Source organism: Paenibacillus sp. tmac-D7 (genome assembly GCF_006519665.1).
GTDB classification, from domain to species: Bacteria; Bacillota; Bacilli; order Paenibacillales; family NBRC-103111; genus Paenibacillus_G; species Paenibacillus_G validus.
Genome location: NZ_VIDW01000007.1, coordinates 115,344 through 136,367, shown reverse-complemented (window position 1 = coordinate 136,367; position 21,024 = coordinate 115,344). Strand labels below are relative to the sequence as shown.

The 21,024-nt window shown below is 53.4% G+C and carries 18 protein-coding genes; 5 read left to right on the top strand and 13 right to left on the bottom strand.

The genetic code is table 11. The annotated features are described in order from the left end of the window. Positions 1 to 127: 127 nt before the first annotated feature. A complete protein-coding gene (locus FKP33_RS07570; protein WP_127608616.1) occupies positions 128 to 643 on the bottom strand; it encodes a ferritin in 516 nt (171 codons plus the stop codon). A 293-nt stretch (positions 644 to 936) separates the two neighbouring features. On the opposite strand from FKP33_RS07570, the gene FKP33_RS07565 reads away from it, so the two are divergent. Continuing rightward, positions 937 to 1,122 carry a DUF3231 family protein gene (locus FKP33_RS07565; protein WP_054800043.1) on the top strand — a complete coding sequence of 62 codons (186 nt, stop codon included), beginning with the start codon at positions 937 to 939 and terminating at the stop codon, positions 1,120 to 1,122. A 17-nt stretch (positions 1,123 to 1,139) separates the two neighbouring features. Continuing rightward, positions 1,140 to 1,610 (top strand): hypothetical protein, encoded by a 471-nt coding sequence (locus FKP33_RS07560; protein ID WP_054797654.1) that lies wholly within the window; start codon positions 1,140 to 1,142, stop codon positions 1,608 to 1,610. Positions 1,611 to 1,632: 22 nt separating this feature from the next. Here the strand turns inward: FKP33_RS07560 and FKP33_RS07555 are convergent, their stop codons facing one another. Next, positions 1,633 to 4,233, bottom strand: coding sequence for an Ig-like domain-containing protein (locus FKP33_RS07555; RefSeq protein ID WP_236595752.1), 2,601 nt, complete (start codon positions 4,231 to 4,233; stop codon positions 1,633 to 1,635). A gap of 243 nt (positions 4,234 to 4,476) precedes the next feature. Here FKP33_RS07555 and FKP33_RS07550 point away from each other — a divergent pair, with 243 nt between their 5' ends. After that, complete coding sequence (locus FKP33_RS07550; protein ID WP_141334402.1) at positions 4,477 to 5,775, top strand: glycoside hydrolase family 18 protein; 1,299 nt, start codon at positions 4,477 to 4,479, stop codon at positions 5,773 to 5,775. A 139-nt stretch (positions 5,776 to 5,914) separates the two neighbouring features. On the opposite strand, the gene hprK is transcribed toward FKP33_RS07550, so the two are convergent. Next, positions 5,915 to 6,826, bottom strand: coding sequence for an HPr(Ser) kinase/phosphatase (gene hprK / locus FKP33_RS07545; protein ID WP_054796542.1), 912 nt, complete (start codon positions 6,824 to 6,826; stop codon positions 5,915 to 5,917). 262 nt (positions 6,827 to 7,088) lie between these two features. Here hprK and FKP33_RS07540 point away from each other — a divergent pair, with 262 nt between their 5' ends. Next, a complete protein-coding gene (locus tag FKP33_RS07540; RefSeq protein ID WP_181410071.1) occupies positions 7,089 to 9,149 on the top strand; it encodes a methyl-accepting chemotaxis protein in 2,061 nt (686 codons plus the stop codon). A 251-nt stretch (positions 9,150 to 9,400) separates the two neighbouring features. On the opposite strand, the gene FKP33_RS07535 is transcribed toward FKP33_RS07540, so the two are convergent. The 3 genes from FKP33_RS07535 to FKP33_RS07525 form a co-directional block, all read right to left on the bottom strand. Next, positions 9,401 to 10,708, bottom strand: coding sequence for an MEDS domain-containing protein (locus FKP33_RS07535; RefSeq protein WP_141334400.1), 1,308 nt, complete (start codon positions 10,706 to 10,708; stop codon positions 9,401 to 9,403). A gap of 72 nt (positions 10,709 to 10,780) precedes the next feature. Further along, complete coding sequence (locus FKP33_RS07530; protein ID WP_127608621.1) at positions 10,781 to 11,398, bottom strand: TVP38/TMEM64 family protein; 618 nt, start codon at positions 11,396 to 11,398, stop codon at positions 10,781 to 10,783. Positions 11,399 to 11,782: 384 nt separating this feature from the next. Continuing rightward, positions 11,783 to 12,127, bottom strand: coding sequence for an aldehyde dehydrogenase family protein (locus FKP33_RS07525; RefSeq protein WP_141334399.1), 345 nt, complete (start codon positions 12,125 to 12,127; stop codon positions 11,783 to 11,785). A 62-nt stretch (positions 12,128 to 12,189) separates the two neighbouring features. Between FKP33_RS07525 and FKP33_RS07520 the strand changes: the two genes are divergently transcribed. Then, positions 12,190 to 12,900 carry a DUF2306 domain-containing protein gene (locus FKP33_RS07520; protein ID WP_127608623.1) on the top strand — a complete coding sequence of 237 codons (711 nt, stop codon included), beginning with the start codon at positions 12,190 to 12,192 and terminating at the stop codon, positions 12,898 to 12,900. Between the two features lie 100 nt (positions 12,901 to 13,000). Here the strand turns inward: FKP33_RS07520 and FKP33_RS07515 are convergent, their stop codons facing one another. The 7 genes from FKP33_RS07515 to FKP33_RS07485 all read right to left on the bottom strand — a co-directional run bounded on the left by FKP33_RS07515 (position 13,001) and on the right by FKP33_RS07485 (position 20,917). Next, positions 13,001 to 13,900, bottom strand: a complete 900-nt coding sequence (locus FKP33_RS07515) for an aldo/keto reductase (protein ID WP_373423842.1) — start codon at positions 13,898 to 13,900, stop codon at positions 13,001 to 13,003. 340 nt (positions 13,901 to 14,240) lie between these two features. Then, complete coding sequence (locus FKP33_RS07510; protein WP_127608625.1) at positions 14,241 to 15,053, bottom strand: inositol monophosphatase family protein; 813 nt, start codon at positions 15,051 to 15,053, stop codon at positions 14,241 to 14,243. A gap of 40 nt (positions 15,054 to 15,093) precedes the next feature. Next, positions 15,094 to 16,206, bottom strand: a complete 1,113-nt coding sequence (locus FKP33_RS07505) for an ABC transporter ATP-binding protein (protein ID WP_054796533.1) — start codon at positions 16,204 to 16,206, stop codon at positions 15,094 to 15,096. A 1-nt stretch (position 16,207) separates the two neighbouring features. Beyond that, on the bottom strand, positions 16,208 to 17,917 hold the full coding sequence (locus tag FKP33_RS07500; RefSeq protein WP_219996638.1) for an ABC transporter permease: 1,710 nt from the start codon (positions 17,915 to 17,917) through the stop codon (positions 16,208 to 16,210). Between the two features lie 45 nt (positions 17,918 to 17,962). Then, positions 17,963 to 19,066 (bottom strand): ABC transporter substrate-binding protein, encoded by a 1,104-nt coding sequence (locus tag FKP33_RS07495; protein ID WP_127608627.1) that lies wholly within the window; start codon positions 19,064 to 19,066, stop codon positions 17,963 to 17,965. 40 nt (positions 19,067 to 19,106) lie between these two features. Continuing rightward, entirely contained in the window at positions 19,107 to 19,901 is a 795-nt protein-coding gene (locus FKP33_RS07490) for an HAD family hydrolase (protein ID WP_258313406.1), read from the bottom strand. A 5-nt stretch (positions 19,902 to 19,906) separates the two neighbouring features. After that, complete coding sequence (locus FKP33_RS07485) at positions 19,907 to 20,917, bottom strand: LacI family DNA-binding transcriptional regulator (protein WP_181410070.1); 1,011 nt, start codon at positions 20,915 to 20,917, stop codon at positions 19,907 to 19,909. Between the last annotated feature and the right edge of the window lie 107 nt (positions 20,918 to 21,024).

Here is a 21,024-nt window from a genome sequence, read left to right as displayed (position 1 = left end):
TGCAAGATAAATATAAAGAAAGAACGGAGGCCGATGCTTGCCGTCATGGCTTGTCTAACGCAAGCCGCCAAACGAAGAGGCTGCCCCCTCAGTGAAAGCTGGAGGAACAGCCTCTTGATTGAACCGTTTAAGCTTCGCCGGCCGCGGGCGGTGTGAACGTGCGCTGGGCGAGTTCGGCGTCCAGCATGTAGAACGCGTTGCTGTCCTTATCGATGCGGCGCAGCTTCTGAATGATGCTATCGAACGTTGCTTCTTCCTCCACCTGCTCGTCGATAAACCATTTCAGGAAGTTGATCGTCGCATGCTCGCGGTCGTTCCAGGCCGAATCCGATAAAGCGTAGATGCGCTTCGTGACCTCCTGCTCGTGGGCGAAGGCATGTTCGAATGTATCAAGCATCGACGTGTACTCGTTTGGCACGTCAGGCATGCCGGTTACCAACGCGCGTTTGCCGAGCGTATTGATAAAATGGAAAATTTTCATTGCGTGGAACTTCTCTTCCTCCGCTTGAACGATGAAAAAATTCGCAAACCCGTCGAAGCTTTCCGACGAGCAGTAGGCAGCCATGGCCAAGTAAACTTGAGATGAATAAAACTCGAAGTTCATTTGATCGTTTAATTGCGCGAGTAACGGTTCTTTTAGCATGTGTTCACGCCCTTTATCCGAAAGTTATGCGCGGGTTATTGTGCGACGGCAAACGAATGTTTATCCGCACACGCCGATTCAGGCTCTTCGAACCGCGCAGGATTGCGTCCTATTTTATCATGTTCCATGATCTTCCTCAACCGGGCAACCGCCTAATCAGGTGCTCTGACACTGCGCCGGGGGATAAGAAAGTTTATTTGGGGTAATTTAGAAAGGAGTCTAGGTATCCGCTGCCTGCGGGGTTCAGGAACAGGACGTCCGCACCGAAGCCAAGCGCAAGCGCTTATACTCGGATGTTTTTGATGATGGACGGACTGGCGTTAGGTGTCGGCATGCGTCGCGACATCAACACCAATTATTACCGCCTGATGCTTGAAGTTAGTAAATTTGCCGAAAATGGAGCCGAGATTATGATGAATAACCGATGGCTGGAGAAGCCGCCCAGCGCTGTTGACCGTAAAGCTTTAGCACGTTTGTAAGTACGAGACGCGTCTCTATGCCAAAAAAAATCCCTCTCGAATCTTTATTTTGGTGTATTGCCTTCCCCGGTTTCGGCCAATTTCTAAATGGACAGTACTTCAAAGGTATCATCCTCATCGCGCTTGAGTTCGCCATCAATATGGGGGCGAATCTGAACACAACGATCATCGAGAGCTTTCAGGGCCGAATTCAGCTATCAATCGAGCATACGGACTATCAGTGGCTGATGTTTTATCCTTGCGTATACATGTTCGGCATTTGGGACGCGTACAAACATGCCGGAGGAGGAAAATCGCCGAATGCCACATTTCCGTTCGTCTTTTGCGCCTTCTTCGCTACGGTAGGCGTGGTGTACTCCCCGAACTTCCGAATTGCGGGCGTGCTGCTCGGACCGGTATGGCTGCCTATGCTGTTCGCCTTCATCGGCGTCTTCTTCGGCCTGGGAATCAAGCGCCTGCTGGATGGCAAGGCAAAAGGATCCGCTTAGACAAAACGGATCCTCTTCCTGCTTAGTTGACGACATTCACCACAATTGTCGTTTTCTTCTTCGCGTAGGTGACCGTAACGGTCGCTTTTCCTTTGCCCGTCGCCTTGATGGTACCGTCTTTCACGTCCGCTATTCGAATGTTCGTGGAAGACCAGAGCCCTTCGACCGTGACATCCTCTTCGGTTCCGTCAAAGAAGGTAGCGACGGCTTTCATTTGCAGCGTTTCGCCCTTCTTCATCTCCACGGCAACTTCATTCGTCTTCAAATATTTAAGCTTGTCGACTTCTACAGGAATGCTCACGGTTTTGCCCCCGAACGAAACAAGTACCGTCGCCGTTCCCGAATCGACCGCCGTAACCCATCCGCCCGCTACATCGACTATTTTATAACTGCTGGATCTCCATACGCCCTGATCGGTTACATCCTTCTTCGTGCCGTCAGACAGCAGAGCGGTTAACGTAATTTGAACCGACTGCCCCTTCTTGGTCGAAATGAACTTCCTGTCGACTTCCAGCGACTGAACGACCCCGATTTCCACCGGAATCGACACCGTCTTGCCCCCGAAGGCCGCCGTAATGGTCGTCTTGCCGCGGGATACCGGCGTGACAACGCCGTTCACGACTTGAACGACCTTCTCATCGCCGGACTTCCATTCCGCCTCGGCGGTGACATTCTTGCTCACTCCGCTTCCGTCCGTCGCGGTCAGCGCAATGACCTTCGTTTCGCCCAAATCGAAAGCGAGCATGGAAGGCGCAGCCGTCAGCTTGTTAGCCGTATCCACTTGAACCGTCACCGTAACGGATTTACCGCCAAAGCTGCCGGTAACCTTGGCTTCGCCTGCGCCCTCAGCCGTAATGACGCCTTGTTCGACCGTCGCCGCATTCGCGTTCGAGGTGCTCCATTGCGCGTCCTGCACAACGTCGAGGCTCGTCCCATCCGTATACGTTGCCGTCAGCTTGATCGTGTAAGCCTCATGCTTCTTCAAGATCAACAGCGTCTTATCGGCCGTTAACGTCTTCAAGACGCCGACCGATACGGGAATCGCAATCGATCTTGTCCCGAATTGCGCCTTAATCGTCGTAGCGCCGGTGCCGACGCCGGTAATGAGACCGCGTTTAACCTCGGCGATGTCGGCCGCTGCAGTTGACCATTCCGCCCTGGACGTGACGTCTTCCTCGCGTCCGTCGGCATAGACGGCTTTCAGCGTCACCTGTTCGGACGAACCCGCTTGAAAGTTGACCGCCTTCACGCTTGGAACCAGCTTGGTCGGCACATCGACCGAGAGGTCCAGGGACACGCTCTTGCCGCCATACTTCGCCGTAATGGTCGCCCGACCGGCTTTATAGGCGGTTATTTTCCCTCCCGAAACATCCGCGGTCCCGGCGCTGTCGGATTTCCACTCGGCTTGTCCGGTGACGTCTTCTTCCGTCCCGTCCGCATAAGTAGCTTGCAAGGTGACTTGCTCGGATTCTCCAGTTTTCAAGGCAAGATCTTCCTTGCTCAGCTCCAGTCTGCGCGGTACGTCGACATCAACTCGCGTCGTCACCGTCTTGTTCCCGTACTTCGCGGATACGGTCGCTTCCCCGGATTCATTGGCGCTAAGCTTCCCTTTGATGACATAGACGACGTCTTCGTCGGTCGAAGACCACTCCGCCCGGCCCGTAATGTCTTCCGAGCTCCCGTCGGGATAAGTCGCCACCAGCTTCAGCTGCTCCGTCGCATTCTTCTTCATGAACAGGCTCTGCTGATCGAGGGCGATCTTCATGGCTTGATCGACATCGACCTTGATCGTCGTCGACTTGGTCCCGTAAGCCGCTTTAATCGTCGCTTGGCCCGGGCCGTATCCGGTGATTTTACCTTTAATGACGTCGGCCACCGTCTCATCATCCGACTCCCAGTCCGCTTTATCCGAAACATCCTCTACCGAACCGTCCGGGTAGGTAGCGAACAGCTTGACGGATTCCGTTTCGTTCAACAGCAAGGAGACTTGCGTTTTCTCCGGATCCACCCGTTTCACGATCTCAACATAGACCGGCACGGTTACCTGCTGATTGTTATATTTGGCCGTAATACTCGTGCTTCCGGAGCTTTGCCCCGTCACGTTGCCATTGACGACCGTCGCAATCGAACCGTTATCGATGTTCCAATCGGATTTGGCCGTTACGTCTTCGGAGGTTCCGTCGTCGTAATAAGCCGTCAATTTGATCTGCTCCGATTGTCCCTGCCGAAGCTCGATGAGCTGCTTATCTTTAATTAAAGAACGGACCCGCTTCGTCACGTCCACGTTGACAATGACGGTCTTGCCCATATAAGTGGAGGTGATAACCGCCTTTCCTTCTTTCTTTGCGGTCACGGAACCGGCGTATACCGAAGCCACGTCCGGATCTCCTGAATTCCACTCCGTCTTCACAGTAACGTTCTCCGTCGTGCCGCTAACGTAAACGGCGGTAGCCGTTAAGGCCGCGGTGGCCCCCACTTCCAGGGACAGCTCGTTCTTATTCAGCACCAGGCTCGATATTTGTTCCTGCGCCCGTACGCTCACGCTTCCAAAAGCGCTGGTCGCCACTACAAATCCAAGCAGAAGCATTAACAATCTGGTCATGCGAACACGCAATTGCTTCATCTTTCGCGTTTTCTCCTCTCCACGATTTGGTAAACCCGCCTCATCTATTATCGTCAGCCGCCGAAGGAACCTTTAGCTTTTTCCTCACTTCTTCCGAAATTTCAGCAAACTTTCAGTTTTCGACACCCCGTATGCTTATGGACGTTTAACGTTGACATGGAAGGTTGCTGCGTGGAATATGCTGTACCAAGCGCATTTTGCGGCGCCGCCGCAGGATGATTTTCCTTCAAAGGAGAAGGTTGCATGCAAATTCACGTGATTCAACCCGGACAATCGCTCTATCAGTTGTCCCAAACGTATGGCGTCCCCGTGCAAACGATCGCCGAAGCGAACGAAATCGACACCGCCAGCACGCTGGTCGTCGGTCAGGCGCTCGTCATCCCGATGGTGGGCCAATATTATTGGGTTCATCAAGGGGACAGCCTGTTTAAGATCGCCCGAACGTACGGCATAACGCCGGAAAGACTCGCAGCCGTCAACGGGATCAGCGTCAACCAGCCGCTTACCGTCGGCCAGCGGCTCTATATTCCTCCGGCGCCTCGCCGTCAGGCGGAAATCAACGCCTACATCGAGCCTCGGGGCGACAGCGTCTCCCCCGCCCTGACCCAGGCGGCGCGCGAGACCGCCCCGCATCTGACGTACCTCGCCCCGTTCAGCTTCCGCATTCAGCGGGACGGCACCCTCCTTGCGCCGCCGCTGGGCGAGCTGCCGCAAATCGCGGCCGAACAGAAGGTCACGCTCATGATGGTGGTTACGAACCTCGAGAAAGACCAGTTCAGCGCCGAGCTCGGCGAAGCCGTACTGAACAACGAAGACTTGCAGAGCAAGCTTCTCGCCAACATCATCGCCACCGCCAAACGGCTGAACTTCCGCGACATTCATTTCGACATCGAACATCTGCGCCCGCAGGACAAAGAGGCGTACAATCGCTTCCTGAGGAAGGCGGCCGAGGCGATTCACCGCGAAGGGTTCCTGATCTCGACCGCCCTCGCCCCGAAAACAAGCGCAGCCCAAACCGGCGAGTGGTACACCGCCCATGACTACAAGGCCCACGGCGAGATCGCCGATTTCGTTATCATCATGACGTACGAATGGGGCTACAGCGGCGGCCCGCCGATGCCCGTCTCCCCGATCGGTCCGGTGCGCCGGGTCCTGGAATACGCCCTCACGGAAATGCCCGGCTCCAAAATTATGATGGGGCAAAACCTATACGGCTACGACTGGACGCTGCCCTACGTTCCAGGCGGGGCCTATGCGAAAGCGGTCAGCCCGCAGGAGGCCATCCGTCTAGCCCGGGCTAACAAGGCCCGGATCGAGTACGATGCGAAGGAACAAGCGCCTCATTTTTCGTACTGGGATGCGAACCGGAAACAGCACGTCGTCTGGTTCGAGGACGCGCGTTCCATCCAGGCGAAATTCAACTTAGTGAAAGAGCTGGAGCTGCGGGGAGTCAGCTACTGGAAGCTGGGCTTGAGCTTTCCTCAAAACTGGCTGCTGCTTGAGGATAACTTTACGGTGGTCAAAAAACAGTCGTCCACATAAGCGGCTTGCCGGCGACTACAATGCGCCCGCCTGCGGCGTGGCGATGGTGCGGGCCACCGCCATGCGCTGACGCTTGGCGGTGACGGAGACGTACACCGCCAAGCTGCAAAAAAAAGGCACGAACCTCCTCGGTTCGTGCCTAGTCGTCGCTTTGCAGCCGCTTCATGAAATCTTCGGCTGCGCTGTAGCCCTGCTGACGCAAGTACCAGTTGTTGGCTGCCGCCTCCACCAATCCGGCCACGTCGCGTCCGGGCTGCAGTTGGATTTCGATATGCGGAATGCGGATATCCATGTACTCGGTAAACTTCGGCTCCAGCTCCAGCTCGTTGTTGAGCGCGTGATCCTGCCATTTCGTCAGCTCGATATCGAGCACGATCCGCGTCTCGTCCTGGAACGCCTTGCGTCCGTACAGCCGCGAAACGTTAATAAGCCCGATGCTGCGCAGGGCAAGGAACTCCTTCGTCTTGCCGTTATGCGTGCCGAGAATCGTCTCGGGTCCGATTTTCTTCAGAACGACGATGTCATCGGCCACCAGCCGGTGTCCCCTCCGAATGAGCGTATGCGCAGTTTCACTCTTGCCGACGCCGGACTTGCCGCGCAGCAGTATACCGATGCCCGACACGTTGACGCATACGCCGTGCACGGCAATCTCCTGCGCCAAAGCTTTGGTCAGATAAGCGTCGACAAGCTCGATGAATCTGGACGACGGAAGCGGCGTGCGGAGCAGCGGAATACCTTCTTCCTCGCAATACTTCTTCAAATATTTCAACCCTTCCTGATTGCGGGTAACCACAAAGCAAGGCGGGTGATATTTCACGATATTGCCGATGTGCAGGTTGCGTTCTTCTTCGCTAAGCGTATGCAAGTAAGTAATTTCTTTGCTTCCGAGCACCTGCACATGCGCATGCGGGAAAAAATCGAAATACCCGACAAACTCAAGGCCCGGCCGGTGCACCCTCCCTTTGGGGATGACGGCGTTTAATTTATGGCTTCCCGCCAGCACTTCCAAGGAGAAGCGCTCGACCAAATCCTGAACCGTTACCGATTTCATACAGCTTCTCTCCTTTAACCAGGTCATTCAACGTACTAGTTCTACAGCTTCAAGCCGATTCCTCCCTGCAAAGAAAGCATTTCCATGACAATTGGGCTCCGCTTCGCGCTTACACGCCATTCGTCTGGTGCAGCTGGCGGTTCCCTGCGAAGGAAAGAGCCGTTTTTGTATTTATATGTCATATTACCCAACCTTAATAACCTGGGCTTACTCCGCCCTTTGTATAAAATTACAAATCCAGCACCTTAACCGACTGCGTTATTTGTATAAATTCATCTTGATCGGGAGCGTCTTCTTCATTCCGATTGTGATTTTGATGCTGCAGTTGACTGGCGAAGCGAACCGGAATATCCGGTTTGCGGAGCAGGAGAAACAAGGGGCTCTTTTTCTCAAGCCGCTGGAGAGTCTATTTACCGATCTGGGACAATACCGCCTTGCGGCATTGGGGAACACCATCGGAACACCCCCGACAAAGGAGAGACTTCAAGAGCTGGAGGCCCGCATCGAGCGCTCCCTCGAAGCTCTGGACCGGCTTGCGCTTCAATACAAGGACGAGCTGCAAGCGACCGAAGTCGTCGCCGACATCTCCGCAAGCTGGCGGGAGCTCAAAGCGGTATCGGACGGCTCCAGCCCGACCAAAACCGATGAAACCCATAAGAAGCTGGATGAACGCTTCGTACAGCTGATCGATACGGTCAAAGTGAACTCCAATCTGATTCTCGATCCACAGCTCAGCTCCTACTACTTAATGGATTCCATAACCTCCACTTATCCTTCGCTGCTCGCCAAATTGAATCAAGCTGCGGCCATCGGCATGGAAGTCAGCAGCAAGACGCGTTTCTCAAACTCTGCGCAAAAAGACGAGCTGCTCCTGGCGATCGGGGAAGTCGACAAGCATCAAAAGACGCTTGCCAAATCCATCATAACCGCAGCCAAAACCGAGCCCGCTTTGCTCGAATCCCTCGTGAAGGAATTGAGCGAAAGCGAGAATGCAGTCGTTCAGTTTAACGATCTGCTGCATGTGCAGCTGATTAACAATGCGTTTATCATTGTGGAGCCGGAGAAGGTCCGAACGCTCTATGAGGCGGCCGTCACCGCCAGCGAGAACCTGTACGCGAAGGAGATGGGCCTGCTGGTCCAGCAGCTGGACCAGCGGATAGCGAAGTATCACGCGACCAAGACGTTCTCGCTCTGGACCGTAGTTATCGTCCTCCTGTTCATCGCTTATTTATTCTTCTCCTTTACCCTTTCCTTGCAGCGAAGCATCCGGCAATTAGGCGAGGTCTCGCAACAATTGGGCGAAGGCCGCTTAACGGTCAGAGTCCCCGTGGAGACGAAGGACGAATTCAGATATGTCATGAACGCCTTCAATGCGCTCGCCGATTCGTTCCTGCAGGTTGTACAAGAGGGCAGGCACGTTTCCAGAACGACCTTGTCCGCTTCCGAACAGTTACACGCGATCAGCACGTCAAGCACGGAGTTAACGAACAAGACTTCCCAGGCCTTCAAGGAAGTCGTGGCGGGGGCCGAAGTTCAAGTACAAGCCGCGCAAGAAACTTCCACTGCGATGAATGAAATGTCCGCCGGCGTGCAAAAAATCGCCGAATCCTCGTTCGTCGTTGCGGAGACGGCCGCTCACGCCGCCGAACAATCGGATATAGGCCGCCTTGTTGTCGAAGACGCCATCCGGCAGATGAATCGGATTAAAGATAATGTGGCCGGCACGTCGGTGACGATCCGGCAGCTGGCGGAATTAACCCTTCAGATTGACCGCATTCTCAAAGTCATACGTGACATCTCCGAACAGACCCGGTTGTTGTCGTTGAACGCCTCCATTGAGGCGGCGCGTGCCGGAGAGCACGGCCGTGGCTTTCAGGTCGTCGCCCTGGAGGTGAAGAAGCTGGCGGACGGCTCCACCGAGGCAGCCAAGCAAATTGCCGGATTAGTCGCGGAAATTACGCGCAGCTGCCGTAACGCCGTCGACCGAACCGAGCAGGATGCCTCGGAAGTTGACAAAGGCGCCGTCGCGATGGGCAATGTGGGGACGATCTTCGCCATGCTCGTAGGCGCTGTCAGTCAAGTATCCGAGCAAATCCAGGAAGTGTCCGCCGTCGCCGAGCAAATGTCGGCCGGAACCGAGCAAGTATCCGCATCCATGGAGGAAACGGTCCGCATCTCCCGTCATTCCACCCGGCACCTCCAGCAAGTAGCCTCGGCCAATGAGGAGCAGTTGGCTTCGATGCATCGCATTTTCCGCTCGGCCGAAACGCTCCAAACGTCTTCTCAAGAACTGCAGCGCTTGCTGGATCGGTTTAGAATATAGGCTGCATACGAAGAACCTTAACCCTGCTGATGTTTCGCGGGGTTAAGGTTTTTTGCTGCCGCAGTAAATGGAGATACAAGCTAAACTTATCGTTTAGTCCAAAGGGGATTCGCACGCATGCCGGATATGACGGAGATTCATTACGCGGTGGCCGGCATCATCATCGGTGCCATGTAACATCGCCGGGGGCTTCTGTAAGCTGAAGGTGTCTGTTCCTAGACTGGCGAGGCGCCTTATCCGGATTGAACCGGCTACGAGGCAGCCTCGCTTAACGGCAATCTAACCGTCACCTCGGTGCCTTGATACAGAACGCTCGCGATCTCGATTTCGCCGGCGAAATGGTCGATCAATTGCTTCGCCATGAACAAACCGATCCCTTGGCCGCTTTTTTCATGGTTCATTTTCTCATACTTGCGGAACAGCTTATGGGTCTGTTCTTCGCTCATCCCGATGCCTTGGTCGCGTATGACCAGCACGACTCGCTTCCCCTGAACACCGGCCTTGAACCAAACCGTGCCGCCCTCATGACTGTATTTAATCGCATTGCTCAGCAGATTGGAGATGATAAGCTTCAACCCGATCGCATTCCCGAGTATCGTCTCACCGCCGAGACTGCATTCGCTGTGCAGCGCGATAGCTTGCGTACGGGCTTTCGTTACCATCATAGGCAGCACCTCGCAAACGATAGGCGCTACCGCGATTTTCGATTTCACCCACAGCGATTCCGACGACAGCATCTGTTCCGTGTTGATAATATGCGTAATTTCATTATCGATAACGTCCACATAATCGATGATCGCCTGCAGCTTCGCTTGGGCGGACCGATCTTCTTCCCTGTTCTGCAGCAAGGTCGCGTAAGCTTTAATCACCGTCAAGGGATTGCGAACCTCGTGCGAGACGACGTGCGCAAACTCCAGCTTCTGCTTGTATAAATCGACTTCCGATTGCATTTGGGTATGTACGGCAAGCGAAGGGAACAGCACCGTTTTTCCTTTTTGGTTATAAAAGGTCGATTTCGCCAAGCTGGTATCGGTCATGACGTACTCATGGCTCTTCAGCATCTCGTTCTGCACGTTGGCCGGCACATGGCGCCCATCATACACGCACACTCCGAGAATCCCCCACTCGTTCAAGGACGTATCGCAATGACACTCATACTTCCGCAGCTGCTCCAGGATGTCCGCCTGGTCCTGCCAATAGACATGACCCCAAGACCGCACCGTAAGCAGGCGATTGACAAAGGGCTGGAACAACTCTTCCAGGCTTTCCAAGATCAGCTTTACATGAAACGCCCCGTACTTGCCGTAAAACTCCCGGTGATCGAAAAAATGGATATGCTCGAACTCCTTCTCTTCGATCACACCGGTTAAACGCTCGTAGATGAGCCGCTGGTTGTCGAGACTATCGATAAGCACGATTTCCTGCCCTTGCCGAAGTCCGGTACGAACAAACGCCACGGCATTGCTCAGGTAGCCCTCATAAGATTCGTAAAAATATAGGATGTGCGCCCCATTCGAAACGTCAATTTGGTCCGTTAATGAAATCGATGCCATCGCCATCTTACACACTCCCGCCTGCCGCTAGTCCACAAGTTAATGGTGTTGATTTCTTACATTCGACGTTACAAACAATTATCCTTTATCTGGATGGGACTGATTCTGGGCTTGTCCCCGTTCCCGCGTATAGTAAGCCTCGATCTTCTTGCTGGCCCATAACGAAGCGCCGATAAACAGCAGCACGTAGACGATTTGCGCCGGATTGCGGATATACCGCTCCAGGTCGTAACCGATATAGGAAACGTAGAACACCATAATGGCTTTGCCGAACAGGATCGCGATCAAGAACGAACGCAGCCGCATTCCTGCAAGGCCGGCCGCCATATTAACGACCACGAAGGGGCCTACGGGAAACAAACTTAACAGAAACACATAACCGAACGCGTTCCGGCGAACCCATCTCATGCTTCGCTCCACCTTCGGGCGGCGGGCCCACTTCTCCAGGTATGGGTGTCCGGAGATTCGGCGCACGAGCTGGAAAGTCACCAGGCAGCCGCTCACCATGCCGAGCCAGGAATAGAAGAAGCCGAGCCATAATCCGTACACCGCAGCGTTCACGCCAACAATGACGATCGTAGGCAAGGGCGGGATGAAAGATTTCAGGAAGGTCAAAAGTATACCGGGGAGAGGCCCCAGGCTACGGTAACGTTCCAGCAAATCTTTGAGGTTATCCTCGGTCAAATAAGAGATCATATCCCAGGCTCCTTTTCAAGAACTCGTTAAAAAATGCGTTATTTTATTATACGTTGAACCGGATCGAATTGAATAGCGGGAAAAAACATACGATGGCGAGTAAAAAAAAGCCTGACCCAGTTAACGGTCAAAGCTTTTATGAACGGAGCCGGAAGCGATCATCGCCCAATTTTCACGAAAATCTGTATGTCTGTGGATATGTTGATATCGACACGAAAACTTATGCACAGCAAGCGATTGCCGCTTGTGGGATTTGTGTATAACCCTGTGGATAAACATCGCTGTCAGCACGGTATCCCTCCCGAGTCCGCCGGCCCGGATAAGCTCATCGAATCAGGAATCCCGATCATCAACAACGCCAATAAGCGAGGTTAAATGAACGGCTTAATACTGGAAATAAACCACTTTCATCTCGGTATAAAATTCTTTGTTCGAGCTTCCGATCGAGTACGCGCCGAAGCCGGATTGCTTCACGCCCCCAAACGGCATATGGGCCGCGCTTGCCGTGCCATGATTGATATGCACCATGCCGCTTTCCACCTGATCGGCAAAACGGTAAGCCGAGGATAGATTTTCAGTAAAAATGGCTGCCGCCAATCCATATTCGACCGAATTGGCGATCTCAAGAGCTTGCTGCTCGCTTTCCACCGAAATGATGACAATCGGGGATTTCAGCCCCTCCAGACCGGGCTGCCTGCAATTGTAAGCATGGTAATTTTCTCTTCCCATATATCCATAACTTTGGTTATAATTTCTTAAGTGCTCACAATACGTTCACAGGAGATGGTTCGATGGAACTAGCGTTTCACTTTAGCAGATGGCTACATATTGTTGCGGGTTTTTTGGCGTTACTCGTATTTTGGATCCCGATTGTCACGAAGAAGGGCGGAAAGACGCATAATCGGATCGGCTGGATTTATGTATACGCGATGACCATCGTCTCCATTAGCGCTTTGTATATGGGGATTTTTCGTATTTTCCTGGATCCGGCCAGCGATCAGGACCGCATCTCGTTCTCATGGTTCTTAATCTTTATCTCGATCCTGAGCGGAGCCAGCGCCTGGTACGGCATTCGGGTGCTTCGCTTTAAACGGCGGCAGGAGAAGCACCGCAACGTATGGGATTTGATGTTCCCTATCCTGTTATTGCTCTCCGGAGCCGGCATCAGTATTTACGGGTTTACAATTGCTTTCCCCTTGCTGCAATACTTCCCGCTCCTCGGGGTTTTCCTCGGCGTAACCCATCTTCTGTATTGGTTAAAGGCGCCACGATTAAAAATGCATTGGGTCATGGAGCATATTGCCGGCATGCTCACCTGTTGTATCGCGACCATTACGGCCTTCACCGTATTCGGCGCTCCCAAGCTGCTGCAAATCCAATCCGTCAGCACCATCCTGTGGTTTATACCGACGATCGTTATCGTTCCTTTACTGATCGGGTTCTCCAATTACTATAAGAAGAAGTACAATCCGCCGAAGAACCGGGCCACCCTTGAACGGTAGCAACGCCCCCGTCACGGATAACCATTCCGGGCCGTTCCACGCGAAAGCGCGCTGACCTCAAACGGTCAGCGCGCTCGCTCCTAAAGCTGTATGGCTGTCCTTACACAATATCGAGAGGAACTTTTCTGGAGGGCTTGGGAAAGACGGCATCCAGTCTTTGCAAGTCTTCTTCCGTTAACTGAACGAGGCCTGCCGCCGCATTCTCAAGCACATGCTCTTCCGTCGATGCCTTAGGTATGGCTATCGCATCTCCGTTTCGGATACACCATGCCAAGAGAAGCTGCAGCGGCTTGATATGATGCCGATCGGCGATGTCCTTGACCACTTCGTTCTCCACCAGCCCTTTTCTTAAAGATCCCGCCTGCGCCATAGGACAGTAGGCCATGATCGGCATACGGTGTTCTCTTTGCCAAGGCAGCAAATCATATTCAATGCCGCGGGAACCAAGGTGATAGAGTACTTGATTCGTTACACAATGCGAACCTTTAGCCAACGCGGACAGCTCTTTCATATCGGCCGTATCGAGGTTCGAGACGCCCCATCTCCGTATTTTTCCCGCTTCAACCAGTCTTTCCATGCCTTCTATCGTTTCGCTTAAAGGAACGCTGCCTCTCCAGTGAAGCAGGTACAGGTCGAGGCGGTCCGTCTTTAATCGTTTCAGGCTGTCTTCACAGCTTTTGGCTATTCGGCCCCGTCCGGCATTATGCGGATACACCTTGGAAACCAGAAATACGCGATCCCTTATGCCTTCGATCGCTTCCCCGACCAGCGACTCGGATCTTCCGTCACCATACATTTCCGCGGTATCGATCAAGCTCATGCCAAGCTCCACACCGAGTCTTACGGTTTTGATTTCTTCCTGCCTTTTGGAAGGCTCGTCTCCGATAAACCAAGTGCCTTGACCGAGTCTGGGCAATACGGTTCCGTCCGGAAGCGTAACGGTACGCCCGGCGTTCGCACTTTTTATATTTTCGATTTGTTCCCGGCTGATTTTAGCCACAGGCTCCATCTCCTTCATCTGTTCATTTGCGGTATTTTTCCCCTAAGGCGGCATCCTAAACCTTCCCTCTCCAGCCAATCACGATCTTATTTCACCAAATCGAGCCATCGACACCCGGACTTCACTCCCCTTGGTTGTAAGCATCGGATTCGTAAACAGAACCCATCGCCCTAAACGTATTTTACAATAACCAAGGCCAGGATGCCGGTAAATCTTGGTGGATCCATGTACGCCGGGCCGGTATCCAGAAATACCGGAATTCATGCAAAAAAGGAGCCCGAACCGAGTACCTTCGGCCGAACCCCTTGTCTGATCGATTTGCCAACGCTCCACTAGCCGGTTAAGCATGGATGGTGGGCTGCATACATGCCAGCATCGGCTGATGAACGAAGCCATTGCTCGCGACGATGTTTTTCGTGAATAAATCGAAGGGGCGACCTGCCGTATCCGTCACGGTCCCTCCCGCCTCCTGAATGAGAATAACCCCTGCTGCCGTATCCCACACGTTCAGCCCGTATTCCCAGTAGGCTCCGAGCTTGCCCGATGCGACATAAGCCAATTGCAGGGCCGCTGACCCTAACGACCGGATAGACCTGCATTTCCCGCTCAATTCACCCAGACATTCCACGCCCACGGCTCTTGCCCGCTCATCCGTCGGAAAGCCGGTGCCAAGTAAAGTTTGTTCCAACCGGTCCACGTTCGACACCGATATGCGTTTCCCGTTCACGAATGCGCCCTGCCCCTTCGCGGCCCAATACATTTCGTCCGAGCACGGGTCATAGATGACGCCTGCCGTCAGCTCCCCCCGGCAAGCTAAAGCGATGGACACCGTAAACCCCGGCATGTTATGGACAAAGTTGCTGGTGCCGTCGATCGGATCGACAATCCATAGGAACGGCTCAGCCGACGCTTGCTCCAGCCTGCCAACGAATCGCTCGCCGCTGCCGAACGACTCTTCCTCCCCCAAGAAGGTATGCTCGGGATATTGTTCCTCAATGCGCTGCCGGATCATCAGCTCGGAAGCCCGATCAATTTCCGTGACAAGGTCAAAGCTTGAGCTTTTCTCATCCGTCACATAGGAAGTCCCTAAACGGGATTTGATCATGGCTCCGGCATCCCTGGCAATCCGCTTGGCGATCTCCAAATGGTTCAAATAGAACCTCCTCTTTTCTGGATCAAAATTGATCTCCTCCCTACTCCTGACCCGGCGGCAGCAGAGTAATGGATTGGCCCGACAGCCCGAGTCGGATCAGATCTCCCGCGCTTTTCGGCTCATGTAAATGATGCATGTAATCGACTACAACCACGGTTTGCCCGCCTAACGCGACTTCATATTCGACGTAAGGCCCAAGGTAAATCGCCCGTTCCACCGTGCCCTGGAACTTGCCTTCGGGATCGATGCTCCAAAATTCAGGCCGGATGACGCAATCGACCCGTTCCCCCGCTTTGACCTCAAAGATCGGGTCCTTCGGAATGACCAGTCTTTGACCCAGCAAGTTCAACCCGATATGGCGGGAGTCCGATTGCTCGACGATCGCCTTGAGGAAATTCGCCTTGCCCATAAAGTTGGCCACGAATTGATTGCAGGGTCTCATATAAATTTTCCGGGGCGATCCGATCTGCTGGATCTCGCCTTTGTTCATGATCACGACTTTATCCGAGATGGCCATCGCTTCCGCCTGATCGTGCGTGACGTAGAGGCTCGTGATGCCGAGGCGCTGCTGGATTTTGCGCAGTTCATCGCGCATATATTCGCGGAGCTTGGCGTCCAGATTGGACAGCGGCTCGTCGAATAACAGCACCTTCGGTTCGGTAACGACTGCCCGCGCCAGCGCCACGCGCTGCTGCTGTCCGCCGGACAGCAGCGAAGGCAGGCGGTCTTTCATTTTGTCCAAGTGCATCAAGGCCAGCACCTTGTCTACCCGTTCTTTGACCTGTGACTTCGGAATCGGCTTAATGCTCAAGCCGTATGCGACATTGTCATATACGGTCATGTGGGGAAACAACGCGTAGCTCTGGAAGACCATGCCCACATCGCGCTTATTCGGCGGCAAATGGGTAATGGTCTGCCCATTGATTGAAATCTCTCCCGCTGTAGGCGTCTCAAATCCGGCCAGCATCCGCAGCGTCGTCGTCTTGCCGCAGCCTGACGGGCCAAGCAGCGTTACGAGCTGTCCCGGTTCGATATCCAGCGACACCTTGTTGACGGCATAGACCGGTTCTTCGCCCGAATGGCCGGGAAACTGCTTGACGATCCCGGCAAATGTTACTTTGGATGATGGAACGGTTTCCACGATTGCGCGCATATCAGAAGGCCCTCCTCTTCTTCGACCCGAGTTGATTGACCAGCAGTTGCAAGATACCGAGAGCCGCCATGACGATAACGATCAGGATGACGCAATAAGCGGCGGCCACCCCCAAGCGGCTCCCTTCGACTTGAGAGAGGATTGTGACCGTCATCAGGTTCCAATTGACAGAGACGAGAAAAATGATGGCGCTGATCGAAGTCATCGATTTCACGAACGAATAAACGAGGGCGGAAAACAAGGCCGGACGCATCAGCGGCAGCGCTATTCTCCGGAACGTCGTGTAACTGTTCGCGCCCAGGATGGCCGATGCCTCTTCGATCGACGGGTCCACTTGGCGGAGACTGTTCGTGCCTCCCTCTATGCCGACCGGCATATTGCGGAACGTCAAGCAGATGATGATGATCGCGGCCGTACCGGTCAGCAGCAGCGGCTTTTCATTGAATGCCAGGATATACCCGATCCCAACGACGGTGCCGGGTACGGCAAAGGTGAGCATGGAGCTGATTTCCATCCACTTTTTGCCGATAAACTTTTTGCGGATGATTAGAAAAGCGATGATCATGCCAAGCAGGGCCGTAATCGGCGTGGAAATGACCGAAAGCAGCAGCGAGTTCGTAATCGAATCAAAACCGCGGGAGAGCACGTATTTGAAGTTGTCCAGCGTCATCGAATGGTTGATTCCCCATATCTTGACAAAGGCGCCCCAGACGACGGTCCCGTAAAAGACGAGGATTGCGCCGGTGATCAGCCCGCAAAAAGCGAACAGCGGCCAGACAATATAGTTCTCCCGAATCGGCATTTCCGTATGGGACGGTTTGCCGGTTACGGTTACATACGATTTTTTGCTGATCCAATATTTTTGGAGGAAATACGTCGTCATGGCCGGAAACAGAATGGCGACCGCCATAATGGCCCCCCCGCGCAAATCGTACATCCCGGTAATTTGCAGATAAGCTTCCACCGCGAGGGTGGAATAATCGCCCGCGATCACCATCGGATTGCCGAAATCCTCGATGGACTTGATGAATACGAGCAGCAGCGAGCTGAAAATTCCGGGAATGGCCAAGGGCAGCGTTATCGTTGTAAATACTTTCAGGCGGGAAGCGCCCAGATTCAATGCAGCATTCTCCACCGCCGTATCGATGGACTCCAGAATGCCCTTTAAATTCAAGTAAGCAATCGGGAAGAAGGACAACGTCTGGATGACAATCAAGCTGGTCAAGCCATACACGTTCGAGCCCTGCCACCCGAACAAGCCGCTCGTGATGAGGCCGTTACGCCCGAACAAAAGGATCACCGACAGCGCAATGACAAATGGCGGCGAAATGATCGGCAGCAGCGCGACCAGATGAAAGAAAGACTTGCCTTTCATGCTGGTTCGGGTGTTGGCATAGGCGAATACGAATCCGATGACAGAGCTGGTCAGCGCCGCGATGACGCCCAATTGCATGCTGTTCCAAAAGGACCGCAGGAATGAATGGCTTCCCAGCGTTTTCGCTACGGTCGTAAAGTCCAGCCCTTTATCGCTGACCAAGGTTATTTTGAACACCTGATAAATGGGATACACGGCAAAAAGAAACAGGGAAACGAAAATAAGAATGATGAGGCCCAGCAACCAGGGCTCTTTCCACATTTGCTGCAGGATTGACGTAAGTTTCGAAGTGGTTGATGCCCTGTTCAAGTTTGCGGCTGGTTCCAACTTAGCCAAATGGCCTTCCCCCTTTCCTTAAGAGAGGCTGCTGCAAGCCTCCCTCTATTTTGCCGCATCCGCACCTTTGATTTTTTCATTAAACTTCGTTACAAGGTCCTTCCGTTGTTGTCCCGCCCAGACAGCGTCATAATTGACCACTTTCAGCTCGCTTATTGTCGTCAGGCCGTCGGAAGTTTTGGCTTCGGGATTTACAGGCAGGCGGAACGTTTTGTATGTCTCGTACAAGCCTTGCGCTTCTTTGCTGATCGCCCAGTCGATGAACTTCTTCGCGTTGTCCAACTCGTCCGCCGGCCCGCCTTTGATCAACGCCGCAGCCCCGACTTCATAACCGGTTCCTTCTTTGGGGAACACAAGCGTGATCGGGTAACCTTCCGACTTGGGTTTCAAAATGTCATGCGAGAAGGAAATGCCCACGGCCGCTTCGCCTAATCCCGCCTGCTTCGCCGGCGCCGATCCCGACTTCGTATACTGCAGGACATTCGCATCCAGCTTCTTCAAGTAATCGAAGGCTTTCTCCTCGCCCATCAACTGAACCAGCGAGGCCACTACGGTATAGGCCGTGCCGGAGGAACCGGGATGCGAAATGGAAATGTTCTTCTTGAATTCCGGCTTCAGCAGATCCTCCCACGATTCAGGCGCTTTCACGTTGTTCTTCTTGAGCCATTCCGTATTGACTGCAAACCCGAGAGGACCGACATAGAGCGGCGTCCATAATCCGTCTTTGTCCAAGTATTCCTTCGGCAGCTTATCGATGCCTTGCGGTGTGTATTTATCGAGCAGTCCTTCCTTGGAGGCCGCGACGAAGGTGTCGGATGGGCCGCCATACCAAACGCTGGCCTGCGGGTTATTTTTCTCCGCCTGCAAACGGGCTAGCGTCTCTCCTGCCGACAAACGGACGAATTTGACTTTAATTCCGCTCGCTTTCTCAAATTCATTGGCATAATTAATGGCTTCCTCTTCGGGATAAGCCGTATACATCGTCAATTGCTTCGACGATTTCGCTGCCGGCTGCTTCGCTTCCTCAGACGCCTTCTGCCCGCTGCCGCCGGCGGCCGGTTGATCCGCCGTAGATGAACCGCAAGCTGTCATCCCGAGTACAGCAAGCGTCAATGCGGTAAGCTGGACAGCCTTGAATCTTTTTTTCATAGGTGAAGCCTCCCCTGATTTAGGTTTATGTTGTAAGCTATTAAGCTTCTTTCTCCATAAGCATCAATTTGTGTATGACCGCATGGATGGCGTGATTCTCATGATGCACCGTCAGTTCATCGGCCGCTTCTTTCAACGGCTGGCTGGCATTCTCCACCGCTATGCCGCGGTCCGCTTGTTGCAGCATCGTGATGTCGTTGCCATTGTCACCAACCGCAATCGTATGCAAGCCTTCAATCCTCAGCATGTGCACCAGTTCCCTAAGCGCGGCACCTTTGGTCGCGCCTTCCGGCAGCAGCTCTAAATAGTTGGCTTCCGAATAAACCATTTCGCAGCGGATTCCGCTTGTCGTGATCAGCGATTCGAATTGCTCCAGTTTATCCCTCGGTGCGATAAATAAGATCTTCGTGATCGGATCATCGATCCAATCCTCCCTCATGTCTTTGCATCTTACGCCGTCTTTGCGTTCATGCATCTCCAGAACCTCATTGCGCACCGGTGCAAACACGTCGCTCTCGCGGTACACAAGAATGGCCGACTCGTCGCACAAACCGGAAATAAAGCGCTTCCAAGTTTCCTTGGGAATAACGAGCCGCTTCTCATAAAGAACCTTCCCGGTGACAGGCGAATAAATCTTGGCGCCATTGTAGAGAATGACGGGAAGGTCAATCTCGAGCCGGCGAATATAGGGGAGGACCGCCGACTCCATTCGGCCGGTGGCCAATGTAAACAAGCCTCCCCTGGCTTTGAACTCCTTAATCGCCCTTGCATTTTCTTCGCTTACGTTCTGCGAACGGTCCAGCAATGTGCCATCCATATCGGTTACGATCAACACTTTGTTCAAGGGGTCAGCCTCGCTTTGCAAGTTCGTCGAATAACAAGTCTGGCTTCCATCAATTCCGATTCGGGCGTGTACTCTTTATCCGCTATCATTTGGAGCAGCAGCTGCGCCGCCCTTCTTCCCATCTCTCTGCGCGGCTGTTCCATCGTCGTCAATTGAATCCAGTACAGTCCGGCATACTCCAGGTTGTCGAATCCGATGACGGACACCTTCTCGGGAACCGGAATATCATGCATCGCCAACCATTCCAGAGCGCCAATCCCGAGCAAATCGTTCGCTGCGAAGACAGCGGTCAAGTCCGGATTGTGCCCGAACAGCTTGCCCATCGCTTCCCGTCCGCTTTCAATCGTGCGGCCTCCGAAGATCATATGGCCCGCTTCCGGCGTCAGCCCGTTCTTGCGCATGACATCCGTATATCCGCGCAGTCTTTCATTACCGATGAAAGAGCTCTGGGGCATTCCGATAAAGCCGATTTGCCGATGTCCGAGTTCAATCAAATAATTCATCGAAACCGTCGCCGCCTGGTAATGGTCTACGTCTACATACGGAATAGACAGGCCTTCCGGAGGTCTCCTTCTCAAGAACACAATCGGTATTTCCAGACTCGACAACAGTTCAATAAATTCATCATCCAGGAAGTCAGGGGTCAGAATGAGTCCGTCGAATTGTCTTTCGATGGCGCTTTGAAGAAATTGTTTTTCCTTCTCCGAGTTCCGGTTCCCATTCCCGAATACAACCTGATACCCCTGTTCAAACAACGTCCCTTCCACGGCATTGGACAGGCTCGTAGGGAACGGATCGGACAGATCGGGGACCATTAACCCTATCGTGAACGTTTTTTTCTGAATCAGGCCTTTGGCGAGCGCATTGGGCCGGTAATTAAAATAACGGATCGCCTCCATAACCTGCAGCTTGGTTTCTTGGCGTACATCGGGATGATTGTTCATCGCTCTGGAAACTGTAGAAACTGAAACACCCAAATGTTTTGCTATATCCTTGATGTTAGCCAAAATCGTACCTCCATCTATGAATCCAGCCTGCAAACGTTACCGGAAACGTTTCCGGTAACGTTTGTTATTATCATACACCATTATTAAAGCGTTTACAATATGGATTA

What these genes read in the sequence shown, in the direction of transcription:
- FKP33_RS07570 (WP_127608616.1), bottom strand. Translation starts at nt 643, where the DNA reads ATGCTAAAAGAACCGTTACTCGCGCAATTAAACGATCAAATGAACTTC.
- FKP33_RS07565 (WP_054800043.1), top strand. Translation starts at nt 937, where the DNA reads ATGTTTTTGATGATGGACGGACTGGCGTTAGGTGTCGGCATGCGTCGC.
- FKP33_RS07560 (WP_054797654.1), top strand. Translation starts at nt 1,140, where the DNA reads ATGCCAAAAAAAATCCCTCTCGAATCTTTATTTTGGTGTATTGCCTTC.
- FKP33_RS07555 (WP_236595752.1), bottom strand. Translation starts at nt 4,233, where the DNA reads ATGAAGCAATTGCGTGTTCGCATGACCAGATTGTTAATGCTTCTGCTT.
- FKP33_RS07550 (WP_141334402.1), top strand. Translation starts at nt 4,477, where the DNA reads ATGCAAATTCACGTGATTCAACCCGGACAATCGCTCTATCAGTTGTCC.
- hprK (WP_054796542.1), bottom strand. Translation starts at nt 6,826, where the DNA reads ATGAAATCGGTAACGGTTCAGGATTTGGTCGAGCGCTTCTCCTTGGAA.
- FKP33_RS07535 (WP_141334400.1), bottom strand. Translation starts at nt 10,708, where the DNA reads ATGGCGATGGCATCGATTTCATTAACGGACCAAATTGACGTTTCGAAT.
- FKP33_RS07530 (WP_127608621.1), bottom strand. Translation starts at nt 11,398, where the DNA reads ATGATCTCTTATTTGACCGAGGATAACCTCAAAGATTTGCTGGAACGT.
- FKP33_RS07525 (WP_141334399.1), bottom strand. Translation starts at nt 12,127, where the DNA reads ATGGGAAGAGAAAATTACCATGCTTACAATTGCAGGCAGCCCGGTCTG.
- FKP33_RS07520 (WP_127608623.1), top strand. Translation starts at nt 12,190, where the DNA reads ATGGAACTAGCGTTTCACTTTAGCAGATGGCTACATATTGTTGCGGGT.
- FKP33_RS07505 (WP_054796533.1), bottom strand. Translation starts at nt 16,206, where the DNA reads ATGCGCGCAATCGTGGAAACCGTTCCATCATCCAAAGTAACATTTGCC.
- FKP33_RS07495 (WP_127608627.1), bottom strand. Translation starts at nt 19,066, where the DNA reads ATGAAAAAAAGATTCAAGGCTGTCCAGCTTACCGCATTGACGCTTGCT.